This window comes from Achromobacter sp. NPDC008082, assembly GCF_042957345.1.
Lineage (GTDB): Bacteria > Pseudomonadota > Gammaproteobacteria > Burkholderiales > Burkholderiaceae_B > Achromobacter > Achromobacter kerstersii_A.
Genome location: NZ_JBIBIB010000004.1, coordinates 701,382 through 727,256 on the forward strand (window position 1 = coordinate 701,382; position 25,875 = coordinate 727,256).

General features: G+C 63.1%; 23 protein-coding genes. 17 read left to right on the forward strand and 6 right to left on the reverse strand.

The window, feature by feature from the left end; translation table 11 throughout:
* The first annotated feature begins 27 nt into the window (after positions 1–27).
* The 12 genes from pmbA to erpA all read left to right on the forward strand — a co-directional run bounded on the left by pmbA (position 28) and on the right by erpA (position 11,095).
* On the forward strand, positions 28–1,392 hold the full coding sequence (gene pmbA / locus ACFZAI_RS19240; protein ID WP_391568446.1) for a metalloprotease PmbA: 1,365 nt from the start codon (positions 28–30) through the stop codon (positions 1,390–1,392).
* A gap of 192 nt (positions 1,393–1,584) precedes the next feature.
* On the forward strand, positions 1,585–2,682 hold the full coding sequence (locus tag ACFZAI_RS19245) for a TRAP transporter substrate-binding protein (protein WP_391568447.1): 1,098 nt from the start codon (positions 1,585–1,587) through the stop codon (positions 2,680–2,682).
* A 261-nt stretch (positions 2,683–2,943) separates the two neighbouring features.
* Positions 2,944–4,098: an ABC transporter substrate-binding protein gene (locus ACFZAI_RS19250; protein WP_391568448.1), complete on the forward strand. Its 1,155-nt coding sequence runs from the start codon at positions 2,944–2,946 to the stop codon at positions 4,096–4,098.
* A gap of 87 nt (positions 4,099–4,185) precedes the next feature.
* Positions 4,186–5,067 carry a branched-chain amino acid ABC transporter permease gene (locus tag ACFZAI_RS19255; RefSeq protein ID WP_046806103.1) on the forward strand — a complete coding sequence of 294 codons (882 nt, stop codon included), beginning with the start codon at positions 4,186–4,188 and terminating at the stop codon, positions 5,065–5,067.
* A gap of 3 nt (positions 5,068–5,070) precedes the next feature.
* Positions 5,071–5,952, forward strand: coding sequence for a branched-chain amino acid ABC transporter permease (locus ACFZAI_RS19260; RefSeq protein ID WP_391568449.1), 882 nt, complete (start codon positions 5,071–5,073; stop codon positions 5,950–5,952).
* Positions 5,945–6,733 (forward strand): ABC transporter ATP-binding protein, encoded by a 789-nt coding sequence (locus ACFZAI_RS19265; protein WP_391568450.1) that lies wholly within the window; start codon positions 5,945–5,947, stop codon positions 6,731–6,733. Before ACFZAI_RS19260 ends, ACFZAI_RS19265 begins: the two co-directional genes overlap by 8 nt.
* Complete coding sequence (locus ACFZAI_RS19270) at positions 6,730–7,440, forward strand: ABC transporter ATP-binding protein (RefSeq protein ID WP_391568451.1); 711 nt, start codon at positions 6,730–6,732, stop codon at positions 7,438–7,440. Before ACFZAI_RS19265 ends, ACFZAI_RS19270 begins: the two co-directional genes overlap by 4 nt.
* 307 nt (positions 7,441–7,747) lie before the next feature.
* The gene (rplM, locus tag ACFZAI_RS19275; protein ID WP_006217309.1) at positions 7,748–8,176 is read left to right on the forward strand and encodes a 50S ribosomal protein L13; all 429 of its coding nucleotides are present in this window, start codon (positions 7,748–7,750) and stop codon (positions 8,174–8,176) included.
* Between the two features lie 9 nt (positions 8,177–8,185).
* Positions 8,186–8,578, forward strand: coding sequence for a 30S ribosomal protein S9 (gene rpsI / locus ACFZAI_RS19280; RefSeq protein ID WP_006217310.1), 393 nt, complete (start codon positions 8,186–8,188; stop codon positions 8,576–8,578).
* Positions 8,579–8,778: 200 nt separating this feature from the next.
* Positions 8,779–9,843 carry an N-acetyl-gamma-glutamyl-phosphate reductase gene (gene argC / locus ACFZAI_RS19285; RefSeq protein ID WP_391568452.1) on the forward strand — a complete coding sequence of 355 codons (1,065 nt, stop codon included), beginning with the start codon at positions 8,779–8,781 and terminating at the stop codon, positions 9,841–9,843.
* A gap of 47 nt (positions 9,844–9,890) precedes the next feature.
* Complete coding sequence (locus ACFZAI_RS19290) at positions 9,891–10,637, forward strand: DUF6776 family protein (protein ID WP_391568453.1); 747 nt, start codon at positions 9,891–9,893, stop codon at positions 10,635–10,637.
* Between the two features lie 86 nt (positions 10,638–10,723).
* Positions 10,724–11,095: an iron-sulfur cluster insertion protein ErpA gene (erpA, locus tag ACFZAI_RS19295; protein WP_006217313.1), complete on the forward strand. Its 372-nt coding sequence runs from the start codon at positions 10,724–10,726 to the stop codon at positions 11,093–11,095.
* Between the two features lie 98 nt (positions 11,096–11,193).
* Here the strand turns inward: erpA and ACFZAI_RS19300 are convergent, their stop codons facing one another.
* Both ACFZAI_RS19300 and ACFZAI_RS19305 read right to left on the reverse strand, forming a co-directional pair.
* Positions 11,194–12,327 carry an anhydro-N-acetylmuramic acid kinase gene (locus ACFZAI_RS19300; RefSeq protein ID WP_391568454.1) on the reverse strand — a complete coding sequence of 378 codons (1,134 nt, stop codon included), beginning with the start codon at positions 12,325–12,327 and terminating at the stop codon, positions 11,194–11,196.
* 78 nt (positions 12,328–12,405) lie between these two features.
* Complete coding sequence (locus tag ACFZAI_RS19305) at positions 12,406–13,815, reverse strand: peptidoglycan DD-metalloendopeptidase family protein (protein ID WP_054427285.1); 1,410 nt, start codon at positions 13,813–13,815, stop codon at positions 12,406–12,408.
* Between the two features lie 257 nt (positions 13,816–14,072).
* On the opposite strand from ACFZAI_RS19305, the gene tyrS reads away from it, so the two are divergent.
* From tyrS to nrdR, 4 genes are all read left to right on the forward strand, one after another.
* Complete coding sequence (tyrS, locus tag ACFZAI_RS19310; protein ID WP_391568455.1) at positions 14,073–15,302, forward strand: tyrosine--tRNA ligase; 1,230 nt, start codon at positions 14,073–14,075, stop codon at positions 15,300–15,302.
* A 73-nt stretch (positions 15,303–15,375) separates the two neighbouring features.
* The gene (locus ACFZAI_RS19315) at positions 15,376–16,029 is read left to right on the forward strand and encodes a YbhB/YbcL family Raf kinase inhibitor-like protein (RefSeq protein WP_391568456.1); all 654 of its coding nucleotides are present in this window, start codon (positions 15,376–15,378) and stop codon (positions 16,027–16,029) included.
* Between the two features lie 389 nt (positions 16,030–16,418).
* Positions 16,419–17,669, forward strand: coding sequence for a serine hydroxymethyltransferase (gene glyA / locus ACFZAI_RS19320; RefSeq protein ID WP_391568457.1), 1,251 nt, complete (start codon positions 16,419–16,421; stop codon positions 17,667–17,669).
* 219 nt (positions 17,670–17,888) lie between these two features.
* Positions 17,889–18,368, forward strand: a complete 480-nt coding sequence (gene nrdR, locus ACFZAI_RS19325; protein ID WP_391568458.1) for a transcriptional regulator NrdR — start codon at positions 17,889–17,891, stop codon at positions 18,366–18,368.
* Between the two features lie 142 nt (positions 18,369–18,510).
* On the opposite strand, the gene ACFZAI_RS19330 is transcribed toward nrdR, so the two are convergent.
* Both ACFZAI_RS19330 and ACFZAI_RS19335 read right to left on the reverse strand, forming a co-directional pair.
* A complete protein-coding gene (locus tag ACFZAI_RS19330; protein ID WP_391568459.1) occupies positions 18,511–19,473 on the reverse strand; it encodes a GlxA family transcriptional regulator in 963 nt (320 codons plus the stop codon).
* Positions 19,474–19,490: 17 nt separating this feature from the next.
* Complete coding sequence (locus tag ACFZAI_RS19335) at positions 19,491–20,054, reverse strand: cysteine hydrolase family protein (RefSeq protein WP_391568460.1); 564 nt, start codon at positions 20,052–20,054, stop codon at positions 19,491–19,493.
* Positions 20,055–20,269: 215 nt separating this feature from the next.
* On the opposite strand from ACFZAI_RS19335, the gene ribD reads away from it, so the two are divergent.
* A complete protein-coding gene (ribD, locus tag ACFZAI_RS19340) occupies positions 20,270–21,385 on the forward strand; it encodes a bifunctional diaminohydroxyphosphoribosylaminopyrimidine deaminase/5-amino-6-(5-phosphoribosylamino)uracil reductase RibD (protein ID WP_391568538.1) in 1,116 nt (371 codons plus the stop codon).
* Here ribD and ACFZAI_RS19345 read toward each other — a convergent pair.
* A complete protein-coding gene (locus tag ACFZAI_RS19345; protein WP_391568461.1) occupies positions 21,382–23,904 on the reverse strand; it encodes a hypothetical protein in 2,523 nt (840 codons plus the stop codon). The two genes, ribD and ACFZAI_RS19345, sit on opposite strands and share 4 nt — an antisense overlap.
* A complete protein-coding gene (locus tag ACFZAI_RS19350) occupies positions 23,891–25,057 on the reverse strand; it encodes a DUF3142 domain-containing protein (RefSeq protein WP_391568462.1) in 1,167 nt (388 codons plus the stop codon). Before ACFZAI_RS19350 ends, ACFZAI_RS19345 begins: the two co-directional genes overlap by 14 nt.
* Positions 25,058–25,875: the final 818 nt, after the last annotated feature.

Genomic DNA, 25,875 nt, shown 5'->3' on the forward strand with positions numbered 1-25,875 from the left:
ATAACCGTCTCTGCAAATTGGACAGCAATGGTTAAATCCTCCTCCTCCCTGCCGCTGGCGGCGAATCACGCGCGTTTTTCCGAACTCGTCGAACAAACCCTCGCCTACGCGCGCCAAATTGGCGCCTCGGACGCGGCGGCGGAAGTCTCGGAAAGCCTGGGGCTGTCGGTCTCCGTGCGTAAGAACGACATCGAAACCGTTGAGCAGACGCGCGATCGCTCGCTGGACCTGACGGTCTACGCCGGCCAGAGCCGCGGCTCCGCCTCGACCTCCGACTTTTCCGAAGCCGCCCTGCGCCAAACGGTTGAAGCCGCCTGGCACATCGCGCGCCACACCGCCGCTGACCCGGCCGCCGGCCTGCCCGACGCCGATCAACTGGCCACCGAATTCCCCGACCTGGACCTGCACCACGCCTGGACGGTGTCCACCGAGGAAGCCGCCGAACTCGCGTTGCGCGCCGAGCGCGCCGCCCGCGACGTGGACCCCCGCATCACCAACACCGATGGCGCCACCGTGGGCACCTATGAAGGCCAGTTCGTCATGGGCAACACCCGTGGCTTTCTGGGCGGCTACCCGTATTCGCGCCACAGCCTGTCCGTGGCCCCCATCGCCGGCCGCGGCAACGGTATGCAGCGCGACTACTGGTACACGTCGGAACGCGACCCGGCCAAGCTGGCCTCGCCCGAGGCCATCGGCCACTACGCCGCCGAACGCACGCTGTCGCGCCTGTCGGCCCGCCGCATCCGCACCGGCAAGTTCCCGGTGCTGTTCGAAGCGCCGCTGGCGCTAGGCTTGGTCGGCGCGCTGACGCAAGCCGTCAATGGCGGCGCTTTGTATCGCAAGGCCAGCTTCCTGATCGATTCTCTGGGCAAGCCGATCTTCCCCAAGCACATCAACCTGACCGAAGACCCGCACATCGCGGGCGGGATGGGCAGCTCGCCGTTCGACGATGAAGGCGTGCGCACGCGCCGCCGCAACGTGGTGTCGGCCGGCGTGCTGGAAGGCTACTTCCTGTCGTCCTATACCGCGCGCAAGCTCGGCATGACGACCACCGGCAACGCGGGCGGTTCGCACAACCTGGTGTTCAGCTCCACGCTGACCCAACGCGGCGACGACTTCGAAGCCATGCTGAAGAAGATGGGCACGGGCTTTCTCGTCACCGAACTGATTGGCCAGGGTGTCAATTACGTCACCGGCGATTACTCGCGTGGCGCATTCGGCTACTGGGTGGAAAACGGCAAGATCCAGCACGCGGTGCAGGAAGTCACCATCGCCGGCAATCTGGCTGACATGTTCCAGCAGATCGTGGGAATTGGCGCCGACACCATCTCGCGCGGCACGAAGACCACCGGCTCGATCCTGATCGAGCAAATGGCCATCGCCGGGACCTGATCCCGCACCGGGCGCGGCGCTGGCCATCGGCCGCCGCCGCATTCCCGCTACGCCTTTGGCTTTGCAATTCCTGACCCGCTGGGGAATTCCTCTAGCGATTCCGACCCCCATCAACGTGTAATATCCGGCGGGTATTGCTCGAAGTCCTTAAGGTGCTCGATGCCCTTGAGGTTGCTGGTGAGGAGCCAAGAGATGCAACGACGTTCATTCTTGAAGCACGCCGGACTCGGCGCCGTCGCAACGGGGGCGGCCGTCAGCGCGCCCGCGTTCGCGCAGGATATGCCGTCGTTGAGCTGGCGCCTGGCCTCTGCGTTTCCCGCCGCACTGGATTTGCGCATCGGCGCGGGCGAACACTTCTGCAAATTCGTCTCTGAAGCCACGGGCGGCAAGTTCAACATCCGCCATTTCCCCGAAGGCGAAATCGCCGCCGCCGCTGACCTGCTTGAAGCCGTCTCCACCAACAAGGTGGAATGCGGCCACGGTTCATCGCGGCTGTTCTACGCCAAGAATCCCGCTTTCAGCTTTGACGCCGTTGTGCCCTTCGGCCTGAACGCGCGCCAGATGAACGCCTGGATGAGCGAAGGCGATGGCCTGCGCCTGACCCGCGAACTCTTCAAACCCGAGAAGATCATCAACTTCCCGCTGGGCAACACCGGCGCGCAGATGGGCGGCTGGTACACGAAAGAAATCAAGCGGCTGGGCGACTTGAAAGACCTGAAGATGCGGGTGGACGGGCTGGCGGCTGAAGTGCTGGCGCGCATGGGCGTGTCACCCCAGCCGGCGGACCCCGCCAAGCCCTTGGCGGAAGCGTTCGAGAAAGACGGTCTGCAAGCCGTGGCCGGGGCAGGGGCCTACGACGACGAAAAGCGCGGCCTGAATAAAGTAGCTAAGTATTACTACGCACCCGGCTGGTGGGCGGCGGGCGAACAGTTGTCGCTCTACATCAATGACGAAGCCTGGAACAAGTTGCCCAAGCACTACCAGGCGGTGGTGCAGGCGGCGTCGCTGGCGGCGCACGTGTCACTGACCGCGCGCTACGACGCGCGCAACCCGGCCGCGTTGGCGCAATTGACGGCAAATGGCGCGCAAATTCGCACATTTCCGCGCGCCATCATGGACGTGGCGTTCGAAACCACCCAGCAGGTCTACAAGGATTTGGCCGCCAAAGACCCAAAGTTCAAGGCGATACACGACAGTTGCATGGGCTTTCGCGACAGCGAGATGCCGTGGTTCCGCCTGACCGAAAGCGCTTACGGCCAGTACCTGGGCGTGGCGCTGTCGGGCAGGTAGCAAGGAGGTCCGCCGCAGGCCGAATGGCATTCGGCGGGGAGTAGGGTTTTTGCTAGTAATACCGCGTTTTTTACAAAAAAATGGGCGGTTTTTGGGCTTTTCTCGAACCACATTCGAGTTTCGGCCTGATACAAAGGAGTAATATCCCGGGTCTTGACGCGCAAACATGGCGCCTTTAGGCGGCATAAGACGTCAATCCGGCGGAATTACACCAGCCCGGATTACCAATATTCCGAGACAGACTTTAGGGTGGTATCAACCATGCAATCCAAGACCAAGAAGCTGCTGGCCGCGCTGATCGCCGCCGGTATCGTCCCGGCTGCGCACGCGGCTGACATCAAGCTGGGTGTGGCGGAAGCCCTGTCCGGCGGCGCCGCTCAGTACGGCGTCTCGATCCGCAATGGTTTCCAGCTTGCCGCTGATGAAATCAATGCCGCGGGCGGTATCAATGGCAACAAGCTCGTGCTGGTGGTCGAGGACGAACAAGGCAAGAAAGAAGAAGCCATCAACGTCTTCAAGAAACTGATCTTCAAGGACAACGTCCTGATGGTCTTCGGCCCCACGCTGTCGAACTCGGCCCAAGCCGCCGACCCGATCGCCCAAGCCGCCAAGACGGTCGCCTTTGGCACGTCCAACACCGCCGACGGCATCACGTCCATCGGCAACTACGTGTTCCGCAACTCGGTCACCGAAGCCGACGTGCTGCCGGCCACCATCTCCACCGTCAAGGCCAAGACCGGCCTGAAGAACGTGGCGGTGCTCTACGGTAACGACGACGTCTTCACCAAGAGCGGCTACGACAACTTCAAGAAGGCCCTGGAAGACCAGAAGATTCCGGTCACCACGACCGAAACGTTCGCCAAGGGCGACGTGGACTTCAAGGCCCAGCTGACCAAGATCAAGGGCACCAACCCCGACGCCATCGTGCTGTCCGCACTGCTGGCCGAAGGCGCCCCGATCATGGTGCAGGCCCGCCAACTGGGCCTGAACGTGCCGGTCATCGGCGGCAACGGCATGAACTCGGTCAAGATTTTCGACCTGGCCCCTGGCGGCGCATCGAACAATCTGTGGATCGGCAGCCCGTGGTCGATCGAGAACAAGGCCCCCGAGAACGTCAAGTTCATCGACGCCTACAAGGCCAAGTTCAACGGTTCGCCCGACCAGTTCGCCGCGCAGTCGTATGACGCCATGTACATCGTGGCCCAGGCGCTGAAGAACACCAAGATCTCCGGCGATCTGCCCAAGGACCGTGCAGCCCTGCGCGACGCCCTGCCGTCCGTCACCTGGACGGGCGCAACTGGCGCGTTCAAGTTCCGTCAAGCCAACGACCGCGCTGGCAAGCCCGCCGGCTACGACGCCGACCAGGCGCCGATCGTCAGCGTGACCAAGGACGGCAAGTACGTCATCGAGAAGTAAGCAGTACACATCCCCGCGCGGGGGGATGCGCCTTGCGGACGGCGCCGCCGCCGTTCGCAAGGCGCTTTTGATTTGGAAAGTCCCATCATGTTCGAACAACAATTCGTCAATGCCTTGTCGCTGGGCTGTGTGTATGCACTGTTCGCGCTGGGCTTCACGCTGATCTTCGGCGTGCTCGGGGTGATCAACCTGGCGCACGGCGCCGTCTTCATGGTTGGCGCCTACGCGGCACTGTTCGTCGTTCAGCAATTCGGCCTGCCCCTGTGGGCGGCGCTGATGGTCGCGTTCTTCGTGGCAGGTTTCACCGGCGTCATCATTGACTACCTGGTGCTCAAGCCGCTGCGCAAGCGCAACGCGCCCCACTTGATCCCCATGATCGCCACGATTGGCGTGGGCATCATCCTGAACAACGGCGCCCAGAGCATCTTCGGCGCCAGCAACCTGCGCTTTCCGCACGGCACCGTGCCTGAGGAAGTCATCGAAGTCGCCGGCCTGCACCTCACCGTGATCGAACTGGGCATCATCTTCCTGTCGTTCGCGCTGATGGCCGTGCTGATGTACGTCATGCGCCGCACCCAATTTGGCCGCGCGCTGCGCGCCATCGCCGAATCGCCCAAGGCGGCCTGGCTGCTGGGCATCAACGTCGAGAAGCTGTTCGTCACGACCTCGTTCGCCGCCGCTGCGCTGGGTGGTGTGGCGGGCGTACTGATCGGGCTGTACTCGAATGCGCTGTTCCCGCTGATGGGCCAGCCGATGCTGCACAAGGGCATCGCGGTCATCATCCTGGGGGGCATGGGCGACATCCGTGGCGCCATGCTGGGCGGTCTCTTCCTGGGCTTCGCCGAGGTGCTGTCGGTGGCTTACATCGGCTCCACCATGCGCGACGCGGTGGCTTTCGGCCTGCTGTTCCTGATCCTGCTGGTGCGCCCGCAAGGTCTGTTCGGCAAAGTGGTTCAACGCAAGGCTTAAAGAATGAGCGGATTCGAAAACTTCTGGGCCATCTACGGCAACCTGGTGCTCACGCTGGGCACCAACGCCTTGCTGGCCCTCTCCATCTGGCTGACCCTGGCCTGCGGCATGCTGGCCATGGCCAACGCCGCCTTCATGGGCATCGGGGCGTACACCGCCGCGCTGCTCACCATGAACTACGACGCCCCGTTCACGGTCGCGCTTGCCGGGGGCATGGCTGCGCCCGCGCTGGTGGCGGCGCTGATCGGCTTGCCGACTTTGCGATTGTCAGGGGTCTATCTGGCCATGGCCACGCTGGGCTTCGGCGAAGTGGTGCGCGTGACCATCCTGAACACCGAATCGATCACCGGCGGCGCGCTGGGCTTGAACGGCATTCCGCAACTGACGCAGTGGTGGCATGTGGTGCTGGCGGTCGTCATTGTGCTGTTCGTGTTGTGGCGCGTTCGTGCGTCCAAGATCGGCCGATCGTTTGACGCCATCCGTGGCGACGAAACGGCGGCTGGGCTGATGGGCATCGACGTGCGAGCCAACAAGATGCTGGCGTTTGTGGCCGGCGCGATGATTGCGGGTTTGGCGGGCGCCTTGAACGCGCACCTGACCTTCTTCATCGGTCCCAATGAATACGGTTTCGACCGTGGCGTTGAAATTTTGACCATGGCCATCCTGGGCGGTATCGGCGGCCTGGCGGGCCCCGTGCTCGGCAGCTTCATCATTACGATCCTGCCCGAACTGCTGCGCGGCTTTGCGGATTTGCGCCTGGTCGCCAATGGAGTGATTTTGGTGGTGATTGTGTTGTTCCTGCCGCAAGGCATCTGGGACCCGGCGCGCTTCAAGCGCTGGATGCGTCAAGGCCAAGGCGGCCAGGGAGGCAAGCGCCATGCTTGAACTTTCATCCGTCTCCAAGAGCTTTGGCGGCCTGCATGTGCTGCATGACGTCAGCCTGTCCGTGCCCGAAGGTTCTATCTTCGGTCTCATCGGCCCCAACGGCGCCGGCAAGACCACGGTGTTCAACCTGATCACCGGCCTGTTGCCGCCCAGCGGCGGCACCATTACGTTCAACGGCGAAAGTGTGCTGGCCAAGAAGCCGCACAGCATCACGCGCATGGGCATCGCCCGCACGTTCCAGAACATCCGTCTCTTCAAAGAGATGACGTTGCTGGAAAACGTGGTGGTGGGCGCTTATCGCCACATGAACTACGGTTTCCCCAGCCTGCTGCTGGGTCTGCCGGGTTACCGCGAGCACGAAAAGCGCGCCCGCGAACGCGCGCACGAACTGCTGACGTGGATGCGTCTGGATCACAAGGCCAATGACCTGGCCGATAACCTGTCCTACGGCGAACAGCGCCGCCTGGAGCTGGCGCGCGCGCTGGCCACCGAGCCCAAGCTGCTGCTGCTGGACGAGCCGGTCGCAGGCATGAACACCGGCGAACGCGCCGAACTCATGCGCGAGATCCTGGCGATCCGCGATCGCGGCTACACCATCCTGATGATCGAACACGACATGCGCTTCGTCATGGGCCTGTGCGAACGCATCGCGGTGCTGAACTTCGGCAAGATCATCGCTTGCGGCGGTCCCGACGAGATCCGCAACAACGAGCAAGTCATCGAAGCCTATCTGGGCCGCGAAGACGACGAAGACACCGAACAAGCGGAGGCTGCACGATGAGCGCGATGCTGGAAGTCCGCGGACTCGAGGTCAACTACGGCCATATCGAAGCCGTTCGCGGCATCGACCTGGACCTGAACGCCAAAGAAATCACTGCCCTTGTCGGCGCCAACGGCGCCGGCAAATCGACCACGCTGCTGGCGCTGTCGGGCCTGCTGCCCAAGGCGCGCGGCCGCATTCTGTTCGAAGGCGAAGACATCACCAACCTGGCGCCCCACCAGCTGGTGGCGCGTGGCATCGTGCAGGTGCCGGAAGGCCGGGCCATCCTCACCACGATGACGGTGCTGGAAAACCTGGAACTCGGCGCTTACCGCCGTGGCCTGAAGAACGTGGGTTCCGATCTGGAATACGTGTTCAACCTGTTCCCGCGCCTGAAAGAGCGGGTCACGGGTATCGCCGGCAACCTGTCCGGCGGCGAACAGCAGATGCTGGCCATCGGCCGGGCCTTGATGGCCAAGCCGCGCCTGCTGCTGCTGGACGAGCCGTCGATGGGCTTGGCCCCGATCGTCGTGCAGGAAATTTTCCGTTCCTTGCGCGCCATCAACGCCGACGGCCTGACGCTTTTCCTGGTGGAGCAGAACGTGCGCCAGGCGCTGAAGATCGCGCAAAGCGGCTATGTGCTGGAAAACGGCGCCATGGCGCTGACGGGCACGGGCCGCGAACTGCTGGGCCACCCGCGGGTGCTGGAAGCGTATCTGGGCGCCTGAGCGCGCCCTTGCCTCGGGGGTTTTGTCCCCGAATCGCATGTGCGCTGGCTGCAACATGGCTTGCGGCCAGCCACCGCCTGACGTCTTTCCGCTTGCCCATTTTTTGAGCAACCGTGTTAGAATTTCAGGCTTTCCCTCATTTTGACCATTGCACGGGCGGGTAATAACGCTTAGGCGGGACGTCGATAAGGGCTTGAAACTTCAAGGTTTTCCTTCAAGGGTTTACCTGGAATTTCGGGTCTAGTTGGGGAAAGAACACTGGCTAGATGTTCTGGCCAGCAAGAACTTTTTATTCTTAGGAACCATCATGAAGACCTTTGTGGCCAAGCCGCATGAAGTCCAACGTGACTGGTTTGTGATCGACGCCAAGGGCAAAGTCCTCGGTCGTGTGGCCAGCGAAGTCGCACGTCGTCTGCGTGGCAAGCACAAACCTGAATTCACGCCGCACGTTGATACGGGCGATTACATCGTCATCATCAACGCTTCCGATATCGTCGTTACCGGTACCAAGGCGAAGGACAAGAAGTACTTCCGCCACACCACGTACCCGGGCGGTATCCGCGAAACGAACTTCGAGAAAATGCAAGAGCGTTTTCCCGGTCGCGCCATTCAGAAGGCCGTCAAGGGCATGCTGCCCAAGGGTCCTCTGGGCTACGCCATGATCAAGAAGCTGAAGGTCTATGCTGGTGCCGAGCACCCGCACACCGCCCAGCAGCCCAAGACGCTGGATATCTAAGGAAACGCCATGATCGGTAACTGGAATTACGGAACCGGCCGTCGCAAAACTTCGGTGGCTCGCGTTTTCATCAAGAAGGGCACGGGTAAGATCGTTGTCAACGGCAAGCCCGTTGACGATTTCTTCGCCCGCGAAACTGGTCGCATGATCGTGCGCCAGCCGCTGGAATTGACCGGCCACCTGGAATCGTTCGACATCAAAGTCAACGTCCACGGCGGCGGTGAAACCGGCCAGGCCGGCGCAGTCCGTCACGGCATCACGCGTGCCCTGATCGACTACGACGCGACCCTGAAGCCCGCACTGTCGCAAGCTGGCTTTGTGACCCGCGATGCCCGTGAAGTCGAACGTAAGAAGGTCGGCTTCCGCAAGGCACGTCGTCGCAAGCAGTTCAGCAAGCGTTAATGTTGCTGCAAAAAACCCGCTTCGGCGGGTTTTTTGTTTTTGGGCGTTTCGCGTGCGACGGCGCGCGACGCCTTGCGCGGAACTCTGCGCATCCTCGTCAGGTCGGACAACGGGGTTAGTGCGCCAAATTTGGCACGCTGCCGCATGACCCCTTTTTCGAGCGATACAATCTAGCCTCGTTCTACGAAGAGCACATCATCATGGCCCAAGCATCGAACACCCGTATCAAGGTTGGTATCGTCGGCGGCACCGGTTATACCGGCGTCGAGCTGCTGCGTTTGCTGTCGCAGCATCCCAATGTGGAATTGACCGCCATCACGTCCCGCAAGGAAGACGGGCTGCCGGTTGCTGATATGTATCCGAACCTGCGCGGCCGCGTGAAGCTGGCTTTTTCCGCGCCGGAAAAGGCCACGCTGACGGATTGCGACGTGGTGTTCTTCGCCACGCCCCACGGGGTGGCGATGGCGCAAGCCCAGGAACTGATCAACGCAGGCACCCGCGTCATCGACCTGGCCGCTGATTTCCGCCTGCAAGACATCCCCACCTTTGAACGTTGGTACAAGATCCCCCACACTTGCCCGGACATCCTTGCAGAGTCCCAGTACGGCCTGGTGGAACTGAACCGCGAAGCCATTGCCAAGGCGCGTGTCATTGGCAACCCCGGCTGCTATCCCACCACCGTGCTGCTGGGCCTGGCTCCGCTGCTGGAAGGCGGCAAGTCGCTGGTCGATGCGCAAACGCTGATCGCCGACTGCAAGTCGGGCGTGTCGGGCGCTGGCCGCAAGGCGGAAGTGGGTTCGCTGTTCTCGGAAGCGTCCGACAACTTCAAGGCCTATGGCGTGTCTGGTCACCGCCATCATCCTGAAATCGTGGCGCAACTGGAAAAGATCTCGGGCGGCAAGGTTGGCCTGACGTTCGTGCCGCATCTGGTGCCGATGATCCGTGGCATGTTCTCCACGATCTACGCGCGCATCCTGCCCGAAGCGCGCGACATCGACTTCCAGGCCCTTTTCGAACAGCGGTACGCCGACGAGCCCTTCGTTGACGTGATGCCTGCCGGCAGCCTGCCCGAAACGCGTTCGGTGCGTGCGTCGAACAATCTGCGCATCGCCCTCAGCCGTCCGGGCAATGGTGACCAGCTGATCGTCATGGTCGTGCAAGACAATCTGGTCAAGGGCGCTGCCGGCCAAGCTGTGCAGAACATGAACCTGATGTTCGGCATTGCCGAATCGACGGGTCTGGATCAGGTGGCGATTCTGCCCTGATGCCTCGTAAGGGTGAGGGGCCACGCACCGCTCGCCCTGCGCGCTTTATGCCCACTGACGCTCCCGTCCCATCGCAACCCCGCCCCGCAGGCGGGTGGTTGCGTGTGATCGCGGGGGTGATGGTGGGCATATTGCTTGGTGGCGCGGCGGGATATTTCCATGCCATGCGCGAAGCCCGCCCGCAGGACGCGGTAGTAATCAGTACGCAGCAAGCTGAGGCGCAGGCGGATGCCATGCGCCAGCAAGCCACGCAGTTGCGCTACACCCAAAGCCAGTTGGACACGGCGGATGGCGAACTCGTCATCGAGCGCGCCGCCCGCGAGGAACTCGAAACCCAGTTGCGTGCGGCGCAGGCCGAGGTCGGCCGCGTGCGCGATCAGCTGGCTTTTTATGAGCAGTTGCTGCCCGCCGGGCCGGAAGGCTCCGTCGATATCCGCGGCGTCCAGATCGACCGTGAAGGTGGCGGCCTGCGCTACAAGGTGCTGCTGATGCGCAGTGGCCGCAATGGCGGAACGCCGTTCGCGGGCGCTTTGCGCTTTCAGGCCACGGGCGTGCTCAAGGGCGAAACCGTAACAGTCGATTTGGCGCCCATGCAGGTCAAGGCGGAAGTGGGCCCGGTGACCGCCACCGGAGAATCCACATCGGCGGCGTCATTGGCCCTGCAATTCGACCAGTATCAGCGCAGTCAGGGCATCCTGGCAGTGCCTGAGGGATTTGTCCCCGAAAGCGTCACCGTCAGCGTGCTCGAGGGGGAAACCGTCCGAGCATCCCGCAGCGTGAAACTGGAACTTTGAGTCTAGTCAAGCCCTGCGCTATAGTGACGCTATGCGAGCGCCGTTGCCGCTCACCGAAATATGGCCGATCCGGCCAGGAGTGAACCATGAATGCAGTAACCGAAACCGTCGATCTCCAGGCCGCCCCGCCTGTGCCCTTGGTATTTACCGACTCGGCTGCCGCCAAAGTGAAGGACTTGTTGGCCGAAGAAGGCAACCCTGATCTGAAGCTGCGCGTGTTTGTCCAAGGTGGCGGCTGTTCGGGCTTCCAGTACGGCTTCACGTTTGACGAAGTCGTCAACGAAGACGACACCGTGCTGGACAAGGCGGGTGTCCAACTGCTGGTTGACCCCATGAGCTTCCAATATCTGGTCGGCGCCGAGATCGACTACAAGGAAGACCTGGAAGGCGCCCAGTTCGTCATCCGCAATCCCAACGCCAGCACCACCTGCGGCTGCGGTTCCTCATTCTCGGTGTAATCACCCGAGCAGGAAAACAAAAGCCCTTCGGCATGCCGAAGGGCTTTTTGCTTGGTGCTGAAAGGAAGTAAGCCTTCCGCGGCTTCACATCAGCGACTTCAAGCCGGATACAGCGCACCCAGGATGCGAGCCCCGCGCGCGCCTGTCACCGCAGGCAACCCCGCAGGCCGGCGTTCAACGAACGCCTGCGCGAGCCAGGCGAAGGCCAAAGCCTCGACTTGCTGGGCGGGCACGCCCAGCGCATCAGTGGGCTGAACGGGGCGTTGCAGGCAATAGGCGAGTTCGCGCATAAGCCCCGCATTGCGAGCGCCACCGCCACACACAAACACCTCTTGCGTGGCCGCAGCGGCCGCATCGATGGCGTTGGCGACCGTTCTGGCGGTCAGTCGTTGCAGCGTCGCCTGCACGTCTTGAGGGGCCGGCTTGGGGCCGTCAAATGCGCGCAGCCGCTCATCCAGCCATTGCATGTTGAATAGATCGCGTCCGGTGGACTTGGGCGGAGGCAGGGCGAACCACGGTTCGCTGGCGATCAGTTGCTCAAGCAGCGGCGCCGACACCTTGCCCGTAGCGGCCCAGCGGCCGTCAGCATCATAGGGCTGGCCCAAATGGCGCTGGCACCAGCCGTCCAGAAAAACATTGGCCGGGCCGGTGTCGAAACCCCGCACTGGCTGGCCCGGCGACAGCAGGGTGACGTTGGCGATGCCGCCCAGGTTCAGCACAGCGCGGCCATGTTGCGCGCCGAAGATCGCGGCATGGAAGGGCGGCACCAGCGGCGCGCCCTGGCCACCGGCCGCCACATCGCGGCTGCGGAAATCCGCGATCACATCGATGCCGCTCAGCTCCGCCAGCAGCGCGGGCGCATTCAGTTGAATGGTGTAGCCGCTGTCTGGGCGGTGACGGACGGTTTGGCCGTGCGCACCGATTGCCTTCACGTCGCCGGGTTGAACGCCCGCCTTCCGAAGCAGGGCGGCGACGGCATCAGCGTACAGCCGGGCCAGCGCATTGGCGGCCAACGCGGCGCGCGCGAGCTCGTCGTCGCCTGACACGTTCAAAGCCAGCAATTCGCGGCGCAGGTTCTCGGGCATGTCCAGGCTGGCGCTGGCCAGCACATGCGGCGGCTGATCGGCGTCCAGGCGCACCAGCACGCCGTCCACGCCGTCCACGCTGGTGCCGGACATCAGGCCGATGTAAAGCGTTGCATTACCGTGCGGGGTGGTTTGTGTAGCGTTCACAGTCGGCCTCAAAAAGAAGAAAGGCGGCCGGCATAGGTGCGCGGGCCGCCTTTTTAGGACGATACCTGACGAAGCCGGTTAGCGGCTGGCCACGTTGGTCAGTGCATCGGGCAGGGTCTGCTGGAATTCGGTCAGCAGTTGGATCTGCTGCTTATACGGCGCCACGGCCTGGTTGAACGCGCGGACTTCCGCAGGTTCCAGGGCGCGGGCGACGGGCAGGTCCACCGACAGCGGGTCGATCGGCTGATTGTCGACGCGGAACTCATAGTGCAAGTGCGGCCCGGTAGCCCAGCCGGTGGAACCGACGTAGCCCAGCAGTTGGCCTTGCGAGATCTTGGAGCCCTTGGTGATGCCTTCGGCGATACGGCTTTGGTGCGCGTACAGCGTCGAATACTTGCCATGGTGCTTCACGATCACGACGTTGCCGTAGCCGTTCTGCCAGCCCGAGAATTCAACCGTGCCATCCGCAGTGGAGTGGATCGGCGTGCCCGACGGCGCGGCGTAGTCCACGCCCTTGTGGCCCGTCCAGGTCTTGTGGATAGGGTGCATGCGCATGCCGAACGTCGAGCTGATGCGGCTGAACTTCAGGGCGGTGCGCAGGAACGCGCCGCGCAGGCTGGTGCCGTCGAAGTCGTAGTACGAACCGCTCTTTTCGTCGGGGCTGAACCAGACGGCGCTGTAGGTCTTGCCGCCGTTGATGAATTCCAGGGCCAGCACGCGGCCGGCGCCGGCGTAGCGGCCGTCGTGCGAACGCACTTCGTACACCACGCGGAATTGGTCGCCCTGGCGCAGATCACGCAGGAAGTCGATCTTGGCGCTGAGGATGTCGGCCATCTGCATGGTGACCGAGTCCGGGATGCCGGCGGAGTCCGTCGCGCCGAACAGCGACGACTTGATCGTGCCCACGGCGACGCGGGTCTGGCGTTCGGTGCTTTCGGTGACTTCCTCGGCCTTGTAGCTGTCACCGGCGGGGGCCACATGCAGCATGCGCGTCACGACCTGGCCGTCGGTTTCATTGCCCGGGGTGTGGATGTAACGCAGCCAGATCAGGTTGCCCTGTTCGTCCGTGGCGGCTTGCACCGAGCGGCCCGGGTACAGCTTATAAATGCTGCGGGCGCTGGCGTCGTGCGTCAGGAAGGTCTGCAAATTGGGGGCGTCCAGCTCCAGGCGCTGCAGCACGGCGGCCAGCGTGTCGCCCGCACGGATGCGGGTTTCGCTGATATACGGCGCGGCGCTGGGCGTGCTGACTTCGACTTGCTCTGCAGTCAGGGGCAGAACGCTTTGGATGATGCGGGACGGGGGGAGTTCGGTGCGGTCGGGTTGCTGCACCATGCCCAGGGCGGCGGCGCCAGCAAACAGACCAATAGCGGAGACGAGAAGAGTGCGACGGAAAAGTCCCGAGCGATGGGGCTTGGGCTCAACGGGCGCAAACAGGGCAGCAACTTTGCGCTTGATGCTACTCGCCAGTTCGTGGAGGCCACGATTCATCGTGAAGATACCCTCTCAGGTGGCTTGAGCTCGCAGGGTGCGTGACACGAACGGCCCCCGCGCGCCACGAAATCCGGGGCAAGGGCTGGCGCGGGGCGCATCTTGTGAACAACGGGTGGTAGGCCGAACCGCAACTGCGTATATATGGCATTTGCGTATGATTGGGCGGTATCCTAGCTGATTCGGCTAGAATTTTCGATAGTTTTCGTCACTTTTTACACCTTTTTGTCGGCTGAAGCCGCTTTGGTCCCCCTGCCATGTCTCCCTCTGAAGCCCCTATCACTCCTGAAGTTGAAGCTGATCTGCGTATAGCCAAGCGCGGCTGCGATGAACTGTTGGTTGAATCTGAATTCGCCCGCAAGCTGGCCAAGAGCCGCGCCACCGGCGTGCCGCTACGCATCAAGCTGGGGCTGGACCCCACCGCGCCGGACATCCACTTGGGCCACACCGTGGTGCTGAACAAGATGCGCCAGCTGCAGGACTTGGGCCACAACGTCATCTTCCTGATTGGCGATTTCACGTCGACCATTGGCGACCCCAGCGGCCGCAACAGCACCCGCCCGCCGCTCACGCGCGAGCAGATCGAGTCGAACGCCAAGACCTATTACGCGCAGGCCAGCCTGGTGCTGGACCCGACCCGTACCGAGATCCGTTACAACTCCGAATGGTGCGATCCGTTGGGCGCCCGCGGCATGATCCAGCTGGCCTCGCGTTACACGGTGGCCCGCATGATGGAGCGCGAGGACTTCACCAAGCGCTTCAAGGGCGGCATCCCGATTTCGGTGCATGAATTCCTGTATCCGCTGATGCAGGGCTATGACTCGGTGGCGCTGAAGTCCGATCTGGAGCTGGGGGGCACCGATCAGAAGTTCAACCTGCTGGTGGGGCGCGAGCTGCAAAAGGAGTATGGCCAGGAGCCCCAGTGCATCCTGACGATGCCGCTGCTGGTGGGTACGGACGGTGTCGAGAAAATGTCCAAGTCCAAGGGCAACTACATCGGCATTTCGGAGTCGCCCGATTCGATGTTCGGCAAGCTCATGTCGATTTCCGACACGTTGATGTGGCGCTATTTCGAGCTGCTGTCGTTCCGTTCGCTGGAAGACATCGCGGCTCTCAAGCAAGAGACGGATGGCGGACGCAACCCGCGTGATGCGAAAGTCATGCTGGCTCAGGAAATCATCACGCGCTTCCATTCCGCCAAGGCCGCCGACGAGGCGCTGGCTTCCTTCGAAGCCCGTTTCCGCGATGGCGCCATCCCGGAAGACATGCCCGAAGTGAACATCGGCGGCGCGCCGGTGGGCATCCTGAAGCTGCTGCGCGAAGCGGGTCTGGTGGCATCCGGCTCGGAAGCGCAGCGCAATGTGGAGCAGGGCGGCGTTCGCGTCAACGGTGATCGCGTGGAAGATAAATCGTTGCAATTGCCCGCTGGGACTTACGTCGTGCAGGTGGGCAAGCGCAAGTTTGCGCGTGTTAACTTGAACCCATGATTGCGAAGTTTTGATACGCTGAAGGTATAGACAGAGGCAGGGACGCCTCTCTCGGCACTTCAAGGAGCACGACATGAAACTTTCGAGTTTGTCTTTTTCCGATCACGAGTCGATTTCGGAACGCTACGCGTTCGGCAAAATCGATGCGCAATCGCACGTCGCGCTGGCAGACAACAACAACCCGCAGTTTTCCTGGGACGATGTCCCGCCGGGAACGCAGTCGTTTGCGTTGATCTGCCATGACCCCGACGTGCCGTCGCGCCCCGATGACGTCAACCAGGAAGGCCGCGAAGTGCCGGCCGACTTGCCCCGTGTGGATTTCTTCCACTGGGTGCTGGTCGATCTGCCCGCCGACCTGCGCGAGATCGACGAAGGCGCCTTTTCCAACGGCATCACCCCGCGTGGCAAGGGCGGTCCGCTGGCGCCGATGGACGCGCGTCAGGGCATCAACTCGTATTCGTCATGGTTCGCCAATGATCACGACATGAGCGGCGACTACTTCGGCTACGACGGCCCGTGCCCGCCCTGGAACGATTCCATCTTGCACCGCTACATCTTCACGCTATACGCGCTGGATGTGCCCAGCTTGAATCTGAACGGCTCTTTCACTGGCGAAGACGCGTTGCGCGCCATGCAAAAGCACGTGCTGGCGCAGGCTTCGGTCACGGGAACCTACACCCTCAACCCGAAGCTTGCTCCCAAGCAGATCGGGGCGACCTCGGCGTAATCTGCACCGCCCGACCAAAAAGGCCGCAATATCGTTGCGGCCTTTTTTTATTTCCGGCTTTCGCTGGCCTCAACCGGCCAACGAGCCAACGAGCCAACGAGCCAACGGGCCAACGGGCCAACGGTCAAACCGCCAAACGGTCAAGGCGCCCCTACTGGCGAGTAGCTTATGAGTGTGGCGCTTTGCATGAAAGTTTCTCAAGTCGGGTTGAGAGCGGTTTTCCGGCGTCGCGCGATGGCGTGGTTTTCGCGCCCGTCCGCCGTAATTTGCTCGCCTTCGGCGCATTTTGGCGGCAATTGATTCCGCGTGACGGGGTAAACTACAAGAATTCTTCGGGTTTACCCCCGACACTGCTTTCTCCTCTCTTACCGCCTCAGGAATCCCCCGTCATGTTTGACCGCAACCTCACCTTGTCCAAGGCTGACCCGGACGTTTGGGCCGCCATCCAGAAGGAAGACGTTCGCCAAGAGCAGCACATCGAGCTGATCGCTTCGGAGAACTACGCCAGCCCGGCCGTCATGGAAGCCCAGGGCACGCAGCTCACGAACAAGTACGCCGAAGGCTACCCGGGCAAGCGCTATTACGGTGGTTGCGAGTACGTGGACGTGGTCGAGCAACTGGCCATTGACCGCCTGAAGCAGATCTTCGGCGCTGAAGCCGCCAACGTGCAGCCGAACTCCGGTTCGCAGGCCAACCAGGGCGTGTACATGGCCGTGCTGAAGCCGGGCGACACCGTGCTGGGCATGAGCCTGGCTGAAGGCGGCCACCTGACGCACGGCGCGTCGGTCAACGCTTCGGGCAAGCTGTACAACTTCATCTCGTACGGCCTGGACGAAAACGAAGTCCTGAACTACGCGCAAGTCGAACAGCTGGCCAAAGAACACAAGCCCAAGCTGATCGTGGCAGGTGCATCGGCCTACGCCCTGCACATTGATTTCGAACGCATGGCCCGTATCGCCCGTGAAAACGGCGCGCTGTTCATGGTCGATATCGCCCACTACGCCGGCTTGGTGGCTGGCGGCGCTTACCCCAACCCGGTCCCGCACGCTGACTTCGTCACGTCGACCACGCACAAGTCGCTGCGCGGCCCGCGCGGCGGCGTCATCATGATGAAGGCCGAGCACGAGAAGATCATCAACTCGGCAATCTTCCCCGGCATTCAAGGCGGCCCGCTGATGCACGTCATCGCCGGCAAAGCCGTGGCGTTCAAGGAAGCGCTGGAACCCAGCTTCAAGGACTACGCGCAACAAGTGGTCAAGAACGCCAAGGTGCTGGCCGACACGCTGGTCAAGCGTGGCCTGCGCATCGTCTCCGGCCGTACCGAAAGCCACGTCATGCTGGTTGACCTGCGCGCCAAGGGCATCACGGGCAAGGAAGCGGAAGCCGTGCTGGGCCAGGCTCACATCACGGTCAACAAGAACGCCATCCCGAACGATCCGGAAAAGCCCTTCGTGACCAGCGGCATCCGTCTGGGCACGCCGGCCATGACCACGCGTGGTTTCACGGAAGCCGACGCCGAGCTCACCGCCAACCTGATCGCCGACGTGCTGGACAACCCGCGCGACGAAGCCAACATCGCCGCCGTGCGCGCTCGCGTCAATGAATTGACGTCGCGCCTGCCGGTTTACGGCGCCAAGTAAGCGGTTTTGATATCGGCCCGGCGGGGTATCCCCCGCCCGGGCCAGACCAAAGGGACGGCCCCGTCAGGCGCCGTCCCTTTGCTTTCGTGGCGGCAGCGGCTATCCTCGACCGATTCCGTCCTGGATATTGGGGACGAATTAGCCCGTATTGGCGCTTCCCGAGCGGCGCATCGTTACAATATGCTTGATTTTTGCAATCCGTGCCTTTAGGGAACACACATGCGGTGTCCATTTTGCGGCAATGCCGAAACGCAGGTTGTCGACAGCCGGGTCTCGGAAGAGGGCGACGCCATCCGTCGCCGTCGCCGCTGCCTATCCTGCGACAAGCGATTCACCACGTATGAGCGCGTGGAACTTGCCATGCCTTCCATCGTCAAGCGCAATGGCAGCCGCAGCGATTACGACCCGACGAAACTGCGCGCCAGCTTGAGTCTGGCGCTGCGCAAGCGCCCCGTCAGCACCGAAGACGTGGATGCCGCTGTGGCGCGCATCGAAGAACAGTTGCTGGCAAGCGGGCTGCGCGAGGTGCCGTCCGAACACATCGGCGAGCTCGTCATGAATGAGCTGCGCAAGCTCGACAAGGTGGCGTACGTGCGTTTCGCTTCCGTTTACAAGAGCTTCGAGGACATCGGCGAATTCGTTGAAGCCATCCGCGAAATGCAGGGGCCGTTGTTGCCGGGCAAGCTGCGCAAGGAATAAAAGCCCCGGCAGGGCATGTGGCAGGAACCCAACGGCGCTGCGCGCCGTTATTCGTTTTGGCACGGGCGCTGCGGTGTCCGTATTCGTTCTGGCTCTGGCGCCGCGGCGCTGTTGTTCGCCATGGTGCCGGCGCTGTGCGCCGTTATTGCACCGGCGTCGACCGCGCCAGGCTGGGCGTAAGCGGCTGGAATTTGCGCCACACGCGGCGCATGTGCTGCGCCGAGCCAAAGCCGGACTTTTCCGCCACGCGTTCCAGATCCAGGCGGGTTTCGCGCAGCAGGTCACGCGCCAGCGCCACGCGTATTTGATACAGGTAATCCATCGGCGTGCAGCCGGCGTGTTCGCGAAACAGCCGCGTCAGGTGGCGGGCGCTGGTGTGAGCCTGGTCCGCCAGCGATTGCGCGGACCACGGCGCGGCCGGGTTGCGCACCACGGCATCCTGCACCCGGTGCACGCCGGGGTGCATGTGGCTGCGGTGTTCGAGCCAGGGCGACAACGTGGAATCCGTGCCTGCGCGGCGCTGGTAGACCACCATGTCGCGCGCCACCTCACTGGCCACGCGCGGCCCGCAATGGCGCGACACCATATGCAGCGCCAGATCAATGCCGGCCGTGATGCCGGCGCTGCTGACCAGGTTGCCGTCTTCAACAAAGATGCGGTTGTCATGCACACGGGCGGTGGGGTCGATGCTGGCCAATTGTTCCAGACAGGAATGGTGCGTGGTGCAGTCGCGTTGCCGCGTCAGCCCGGCCGATGCCGCGAACAGCGCGCCCGCGCAGACCGTCATCAGCGTGAATGCGTCTGCGGGATGGCGCTTGCCCAGCCAGTCGATGATGGCATGGGCGTCGGGGTCGTCCAGCCGGGTGTGCTTGCCCACTACGCCTGAAATGATGACAAGCGCCTGCGGCGGCAAGGCCGCAGGCAGCGGCTGAATGTGCGCCAGATGCAGCCCGGGAATGCCGCTTTCCACCTCTTTCGACGGGCCACAGAAATGCTGCTCGAATGTGCCGGGGCACAGTTTGTTGGCGACCCGGAAAGCCTCTGCCGGGCCAGCAAGGTCCAGCAGAACGATGCCCCGCGGCAGCACGAAGTACACGGGAATCATGTGGCCTTCCGGTACGGTTACGCAGCCAGCGCGTCGGCCGCGCGCACGACGCGCGCAAAGCGGCCTTGCAGCACCAGTTCCGTGTGGTCGCGGATTTCGGCCGGCGTGTAGTGCTTGCCCGACGGGCTTTGCATGGCGAAGGTCAGCGTGGCGTCGGTGGGAAACACCACCTTGAAGCCGGCGTCGCTGGCGTGCCGCGACGTGGTTTCGCAGCACTGTTCGGTGCGTATGCCGCTGACGATGATGCCTTCGATGCCGTGTTCGCGCAGCCAGTCATGCAACGTCGCGCCGTTGGCGTCTTTGGCGTACAGCGACGAATGCACCGTTTTGTGGAACACGGCGGCGGGCGCAATGCGCACTTCTTCAAGCGTCTTGACGTGGCCTGAAGCCAGCGAGAACGGGTTGGCGGGGTCCGAGGATGGGCTGATGTGGAACACCTGAAGCACCGGAATGCCTTGGGCCGTTGCCGAATCAATCAGCCCCTGGATCTGTTCCACAAACGCCGGATATTCGGTTTCATCCCAAAACGGACGTTGCCGGAAGGAATCTTGTACGTCGATGACGATCAGTGCTTGTTTCATGTTCCGGCCTCCTGGCCTGGGATATCAACGGGTGTAGCGCTATTCTGAAACGGAAGTCCCGCCCGCGCGAGATCGTCCCAAGCCACCTGGCGGCCCAAAACGGACATTCGCTGAGCATACCCCTTCCGGCAACGCGCGGTTGCCCCACGCCACCCAGACGCGGACATACAATGCCTGCCATGACGACCCCAAGCGAACCCGACGATATCTTCTGGATGCGACGCGCCTTGGCGCTGGCCGAAAGCGTGCTCTACACCACCGCGCCCAATCCCCGTGTGGGATGCGTCATCGTGCGCGACGGGCGCGTGCTGGGCGAGGGGGCGACGCAGCCCCCCGGCGGGCCGCACGCCGAAGTTTGCGCCCTGCGGGACGCTCAGGCCCGCCAGGAATCGGTTCTGGGCGCCACGATGTACGTCACCCTGGAACCGTGCAGCCATTTTGGCCGCACGCCGCCGTGCGTGGATGCGGTGCTGGCCGCCAAACCCGCGCGAGTCGTCGTGGCCATTGGCGACCCGAATCCGTTGGTCAACGGGCAGGGGCTGGCCCGCTTGCGCGCCGCCGGCATCGAGGTGACAACCGGTGTGTGCGCCGAAGAGGCCTTGGCCATCAATGCCGGCTTCATTTCTCGGATGAGCCGCGGCTTGCCCTGGGTGTGGATGAAGATGGCGGCGTCGCTTGATGGCCGCAGCGCCTTGCATAACGGGATGTCCCAGTGGATTACCGGCCCCGAGGCCCGCGTGGACGGCCACCGCTGGCGTGCGCGCAGCTGCGTGGTGCTGACCGGCATGGGCACCGTCCTGAAAGACGATCCGCAACTCAACGTGCGGGGGGTGGACACGCCGCGCCAACCGCGCAAAGCGGTCGTGGATGGCCGCTTCGAGATTCCCGAGGACGCTCGCCTGTTCGACGGCGCCGAAGTCTTCTTGTTTACGGCCCGTGAAGATGCCGCCAAAGCCGCGCGGCTGGCCGGCAAGAACGCGCGGGTCATCGTTTTACCGGGCCAGGAGCCTGGCCGCGTGGACTTGCCCGGCATGATGCGCTGGTTCGCGCAAGAGCAGTTCAACGAGGTGCATGTCGAGGCCGGCGCGGGTTTGAGTGGCGCGCTGGTGGCCTCGGGATGCGTGGATGAGCTGCTGCTGTATCTGGCGCCGGTGTTGCTGGGCGATGCCGCCGGCATGGTGCGGCTGCCGATGCTTGAGCATCTGGACGCGGCGCGCCGATACGAATTCATCGATACGGCGCGCGTGGGGGCGGACCTGCGCCTGCGTGCCAGGGTCGAGAGCACCTGGCAGCAACTCATGCAGCGCGTGGCGTTACCGGCGCCACCCTAGGCCTGCTTTTTCTCATGCCGGCGTTTGGGCGTGCGCCAGGCAAATACGCATCCTGCGCCCGCAGCCATCACCAACACGGCTGCCGCCAGCAGCAAACCGGCATGATCGCGCCGTAAGCGTTCCCATGCTTTCCAGGCTTGCGTGTAGTGAAACCACGCGGCCGCCCGGAAATCAGGCTCGGCGCACTCGCGGCCGAAGGTGCCGCTAAACGGCACCTGGGCGCCTTGATTCACATACCGCAGGTAGATTGCCGAGGCGCGGTCGGGCGAGTCGTCGATGATGTAACGAGCGCCTTGGCAAAGCACGGCGGCGAACGCTTGGGAACGGTTCGGCAATTGACCGGCCGCTTGCAGCGCGTGGTCGGCGGCGATCTGACGATAGTGGAAGCGCGCATAGGGGCGCGCTTCGGTCGCGGCGAAGCGTTGCCGTTCGTCTGGCGTCACGAGCGGACCCGGCAACGCCGCCTCGGCGCGTTGGGCGGGCGTGGCTGCCGTTTGGCCGGCGTCGGCGTCCGCCGTCTGGCGCCAGGGCTCCGGACTGCGGCCCGCGCCATAGGTGTAGTTGCCGTCATAGACCGCAAAATCGGGGTCTTGCTCGTAACCCATGATCTCCAGGCCATTGCGCCGCGCGAGCCGCGCCGCGGTAAACCAGGCTTCGGCCCGTGTCGTCCGGCCCCACGCGTTGCCGGCCCGCTGAATGGCCGCGCCGTACTCCGCCGCCTTCTGGCGGCTGCTGGACGGCTCCACGCGCCAGGCGGCGGGGTCGGTATAGGCCAGCGTGGCGAAGCGTGCGTCGGCGTCCGAAGGGAAGTACGCCAAGGCCTGATCCATGCGGCCCTCGCGCATCAGGCGGCGCGCCAGCAGCAGGCGCAAGCGGTCGCCATCGGGAATGGGATGCTTCACGGCCCACTCGTAATAATGCTGGTAGTCGAACTGAAGAAAGCCGGGTGGGGTGGGCGGTGCGTCGGAAGCGGGTACGCGCTGGTCCACGTAGTTCTTCAGTTCGTCCAAGGTCAGCACCCGCTCGGCGACGTATGCGGCGTCGTTCCAGTAGGGGGATTGCGGCCAGCCTTCTTGTGTGAAATCCGCGTTGGCTGCCGAGTCGTTGGCGTGCAACAGCAAATCCAGCGCTTCAACATATTGGCCGCGCGACAGCGCCAATACGCCACGCTCGGCCTTGAGCCGGGCGATGCCGGGGGCGTCGATGCTGTGCGCTTCGGTGTTTGGAAAGCTGCTTGCGGCGCGCGCATAGGCTTCTGCCGCGCCTGCCATGTCTCCCCGGCGGATCGCTAGCTTGGCGCGAATCCACCAGGCGAGCGGGGTGTCCAGGCGCTCGGCCAGCGGTTGCGCCAAGTCATACCGCCCGACGCGATACGCTAACGCGGCCACGCGATCTGCGTTCTGAATCTTGCTCACATCCTGCTTGGCCAGCGCGGTGGCCAGGACCTGCAACGCCGGGTTGGGCGTCACATTTCCCCTGTCTGCCGACGCGGCGGCATCGGCATAACCCCGTTGGCCGTTCACTTCATACGTGGCGAAAATGTCATAGGCGCTGTCGGGGTTGCCGTCGACGATGTCGCCCACGCGCGCCAGCGCATAGGCCACAAGCAAGCGTTGCGCGACCGGGTCGTCGATCAGCCGGACGGCGCGCGCGGGCGCGTTCAACGCCCAGCCCGCAATCAGGCGCAACGATGCCTGCCCGCTGCCGGAACCCCGCGCGGCCTGCTCGGCATACAGCCGGATAGCCTGCTTCAATGCGGCGGCAGGAATGGCATCCGCGCACGAGGTGGCCGACAGAAAATCCTCGTACGTGCAGTCGCCTTGCGAACCCCTCAGCAAGCCCCGTGCCTCTTGGCCAAAGCTGGCGATGGCGAGTCCCCACGGGTCAGGCGCGCCATTTCGCGCCAATTGGCGGACGCGGGCATAAGCGGCGGAAGCGGCAGAAGCCGACCCCGTCGGCGTGGCGTCGACGGGCATGGCGGCTGACGCCCCATTTTCCAGCTCGGCCAGCATGTAAGCGGCCCAGACGCTGCGCGCAGCGCTTTCATTGCCCGGCAGCGCAAGAATCGCGAGCAGGCGTGCTCTGGCGCGCGATACGGCGACGTCGGTCTCTTCATTCGCGGCTGCGTGGATATCGACGGCGGCGGCGGTATATAAACGCACGGCCTCTGGCAGCGCGGCGCCCGCCGCATAAGCCTGATCGCCATCCGGCAATTGCCGCATGGCGCGCACCGTGGCGCGCTGCGCGGGGCTTAACGCGGGATCGAAATCTTCGGGAATGGCGTCCTGCTTTTCGTCGCCGCCAGGCAGCGTTCGTAATTCCTGGGCGCGTAATGCGTCAGCCGGCACGACCAAGCGCGATGCTTCATAACTGAAAGAATTCGCAGGCGTGCTGCGCAGCGTGCCCGCGCGGTCGTCCAGCAACTGCGCGGGAAAGTCAGGCCCGCACGCGACGACGATTCCAGCGCCGATGGCGCAGGTCAACAGGGCAATTCGGGCGATGGTTTTACGGTTTTGCATGGAAGGTGGTGGGTGGCGTGTCGCAGCGTATCCAGCCGATATGGCGCAGGCTGCCGGCGCGCAGCAGGCCGTCGCGCGCACGGCGCAGATACCAGCCGGCATTGTCTTGCTCAAGCGTGTAACCATTGATGCCGTCAGCGGCGCGGCATGCGCCGTCCCAACGGATGGTGAAGGGGAGCGTCCCATCGGCATTGCCGGTGTTGGACAGTATCAAGTCGAGCGTGCTGGCGCTTGGCGTACGTTGTGCGTAGACGTGAAGCTCCGGCTGCAAGGCTTGGCGCATCAATACCGCGCGCCACGTTGCAAGGCTCCAAGCGCGTTCGTCATGTGCCGTGGGCAGCCGAAACCAGACGATGCCGGCCAATCCCGCGGGCCGATCCTGGCGGATCTGTTCGGCAAAAGCCGCCATGGCTGCCGGCGCGGCGACGAGTTCGCTGGCGCGGCTTGCGGTGGTCAACGTGGGCCGTTCGCTTTCGATTGCGATGATGTTGCCGTCGTCATCCCACGAGACACGGCTGCCATACGTTGGCAATGCAATGCGCCAAGGGCGCTGCGTGCGGCCGGTAAAAGCGCTTGTCCACGCATGCGCGCGCTTGGCGTCAAACAAGCCCTGTGTGGGGTTGAGCACGGCGTGAACCTGCAACACCGACTCAGCGGGCACCTTCAGCAAGGCGTCGAGATCGGGGCTGTTTAACCATGTTGGCAAGGCGGTAATTGATAGCGGCGTGCCGGGTTCCAGGCGGGTTTTCAAAGCCATCAGAAAGCCGCGATAGGCCGCAAGCTTCGATGTTGCGCAGTCGTAATCGATTTCAACACCGGCCAGCGGCACGCCGGCTGCGCGCCAGGCGAGGGTGGTTGTGGCGATTCGCGCCACCGTTTCGTCAACGTTCAGCGCGTCTACGCGTCCGTCCAAACGCAACACCATCACGGCCGGTTTTCGTGATGCAGCCAGCGCACGCGCGTCGGGGCGGGCATCGATCCACTTGCCGCCAGCGCTCATCTCGGCGATCAGCACGCGCCAGGTTCGCACGGCGTCTGCGCTGGACGTCAGCGCTTCCTGCACCGCTGGCGTCCAGCTTCGTTGCCATACATACGCATCGTTCGGCAGGTCTGGTAGAGGCTTTCCGCAAGCGGTCAGCGCGATCAGAATCATGGCGAAAGCGGCGGCGGCGCAGAGTCTGTCCGCAGGTAATGCGCGGGTTCTGGTCAAGCCGAAGGCGTGCCACAAACGAAGCAACATGGCGCTGCGAATCACGGTGTGAAGTCGGAAAGCGAGAGATGCTAGCACTCTGCTTGCTCGGCTGCTAATTCAGCAATTGCATGTCGCGTTGTGTAGGTTTCGTGTCGTATTCGACGTGGCAATTGCATCAAGTTTGCGAGCGATTCACACGCGCGAATTTTCATGATGAAAACCCGTATCACTATTTTGGGTGATGTGCTAAATGAATTGCCACAAAACGGTCAATTGGCTTTAGCATAGCGCTATGACTTGGCGATACGTGCTTACGGCCATCACCGCACAGTGCCACGCGCCCTCGTCACCACGGATTCCCGTGCCGCGATATCGGCGCTATTTCACAACCGAACCGGCACGCTGCTGAACGCAATCCCAAGGGGCCGTTCAGACCGTCCGCTGCCATCGCATAGCGGGCGCATCGGGTTTACGCCCGAATCATAAGAATCCACCGGGATATCGCTCATCCCTTCAATTCATTGCTGACCATTTCATGTGCGGCCGCATCATGCGTGCGCGCCATAGCAATAAGCTGAAGATGTGCGAGTTAACTTATTCACGTAAGTTGCATTCCCTGACGGAACTTGTGTCCGCCGGATGCAGCCTAAATGGAAAAGGCCCCAACGTGCTTCATGGATGATGTGTGGCGAAAGCAACATAACACCTGGCCGACAATGCTTATCGCGAGTTTGTCTAGTAAAGCGCAAGCACTGAGGCACAATGGGGACACGTAGGGA

Excerpts from the sequence above, each read along its gene's own strand:
- ribD (WP_391568538.1), top strand. The coding sequence starts at position 20,270 with ATGCGACGCGCCTTGGCGCTGGCCGAAAGCGTGCTCTACACCACCGCG.
- ACFZAI_RS19335 (WP_391568460.1), bottom strand. The coding sequence starts at position 20,054 with ATGAAACAAGCACTGATCGTCATCGACGTACAAGATTCCTTCCGGCAA.
- rpsI (WP_006217310.1), top strand. The coding sequence starts at position 8,186 with ATGATCGGTAACTGGAATTACGGAACCGGCCGTCGCAAAACTTCGGTG.
- nrdR (WP_391568458.1), top strand. The coding sequence starts at position 17,889 with ATGCGGTGTCCATTTTGCGGCAATGCCGAAACGCAGGTTGTCGACAGC.
- ACFZAI_RS19330 (WP_391568459.1), bottom strand. The coding sequence starts at position 19,473 with ATGATTCCCGTGTACTTCGTGCTGCCGCGGGGCATCGTTCTGCTGGAC.
- ACFZAI_RS19270 (WP_391568451.1), top strand. The coding sequence starts at position 6,730 with ATGAGCGCGATGCTGGAAGTCCGCGGACTCGAGGTCAACTACGGCCAT.
- ACFZAI_RS19265 (WP_391568450.1), top strand. The coding sequence starts at position 5,945 with ATGCTTGAACTTTCATCCGTCTCCAAGAGCTTTGGCGGCCTGCATGTG.
- ACFZAI_RS19260 (WP_391568449.1), top strand. The coding sequence starts at position 5,071 with ATGAGCGGATTCGAAAACTTCTGGGCCATCTACGGCAACCTGGTGCTC.
- pmbA (WP_391568446.1), top strand. The coding sequence starts at position 28 with ATGGTTAAATCCTCCTCCTCCCTGCCGCTGGCGGCGAATCACGCGCGT.
- ACFZAI_RS19345 (WP_391568461.1), bottom strand. The coding sequence starts at position 23,904 with ATGCAAAACCGTAAAACCATCGCCCGAATTGCCCTGTTGACCTGCGCC.
- ACFZAI_RS19305 (WP_054427285.1), bottom strand. The coding sequence starts at position 13,815 with ATGAATCGTGGCCTCCACGAACTGGCGAGTAGCATCAAGCGCAAAGTT.
- ACFZAI_RS19245 (WP_391568447.1), top strand. The coding sequence starts at position 1,585 with ATGCAACGACGTTCATTCTTGAAGCACGCCGGACTCGGCGCCGTCGCA.
- rplM (WP_006217309.1), top strand. The coding sequence starts at position 7,748 with ATGAAGACCTTTGTGGCCAAGCCGCATGAAGTCCAACGTGACTGGTTT.
- ACFZAI_RS19250 (WP_391568448.1), top strand. The coding sequence starts at position 2,944 with ATGCAATCCAAGACCAAGAAGCTGCTGGCCGCGCTGATCGCCGCCGGT.
- ACFZAI_RS19315 (WP_391568456.1), top strand. The coding sequence starts at position 15,376 with ATGAAACTTTCGAGTTTGTCTTTTTCCGATCACGAGTCGATTTCGGAA.
- argC (WP_391568452.1), top strand. The coding sequence starts at position 8,779 with ATGGCCCAAGCATCGAACACCCGTATCAAGGTTGGTATCGTCGGCGGC.
- tyrS (WP_391568455.1), top strand. The coding sequence starts at position 14,073 with ATGTCTCCCTCTGAAGCCCCTATCACTCCTGAAGTTGAAGCTGATCTG.
- ACFZAI_RS19350 (WP_391568462.1), bottom strand. The coding sequence starts at position 25,057 with ATGATTCTGATCGCGCTGACCGCTTGCGGAAAGCCTCTACCAGACCTG.
- ACFZAI_RS19255 (WP_046806103.1), top strand. The coding sequence starts at position 4,186 with ATGTTCGAACAACAATTCGTCAATGCCTTGTCGCTGGGCTGTGTGTAT.
- erpA (WP_006217313.1), top strand. The coding sequence starts at position 10,724 with ATGAATGCAGTAACCGAAACCGTCGATCTCCAGGCCGCCCCGCCTGTG.
- ACFZAI_RS19290 (WP_391568453.1), top strand. The coding sequence starts at position 9,891 with ATGCCCACTGACGCTCCCGTCCCATCGCAACCCCGCCCCGCAGGCGGG.
- glyA (WP_391568457.1), top strand. The coding sequence starts at position 16,419 with ATGTTTGACCGCAACCTCACCTTGTCCAAGGCTGACCCGGACGTTTGG.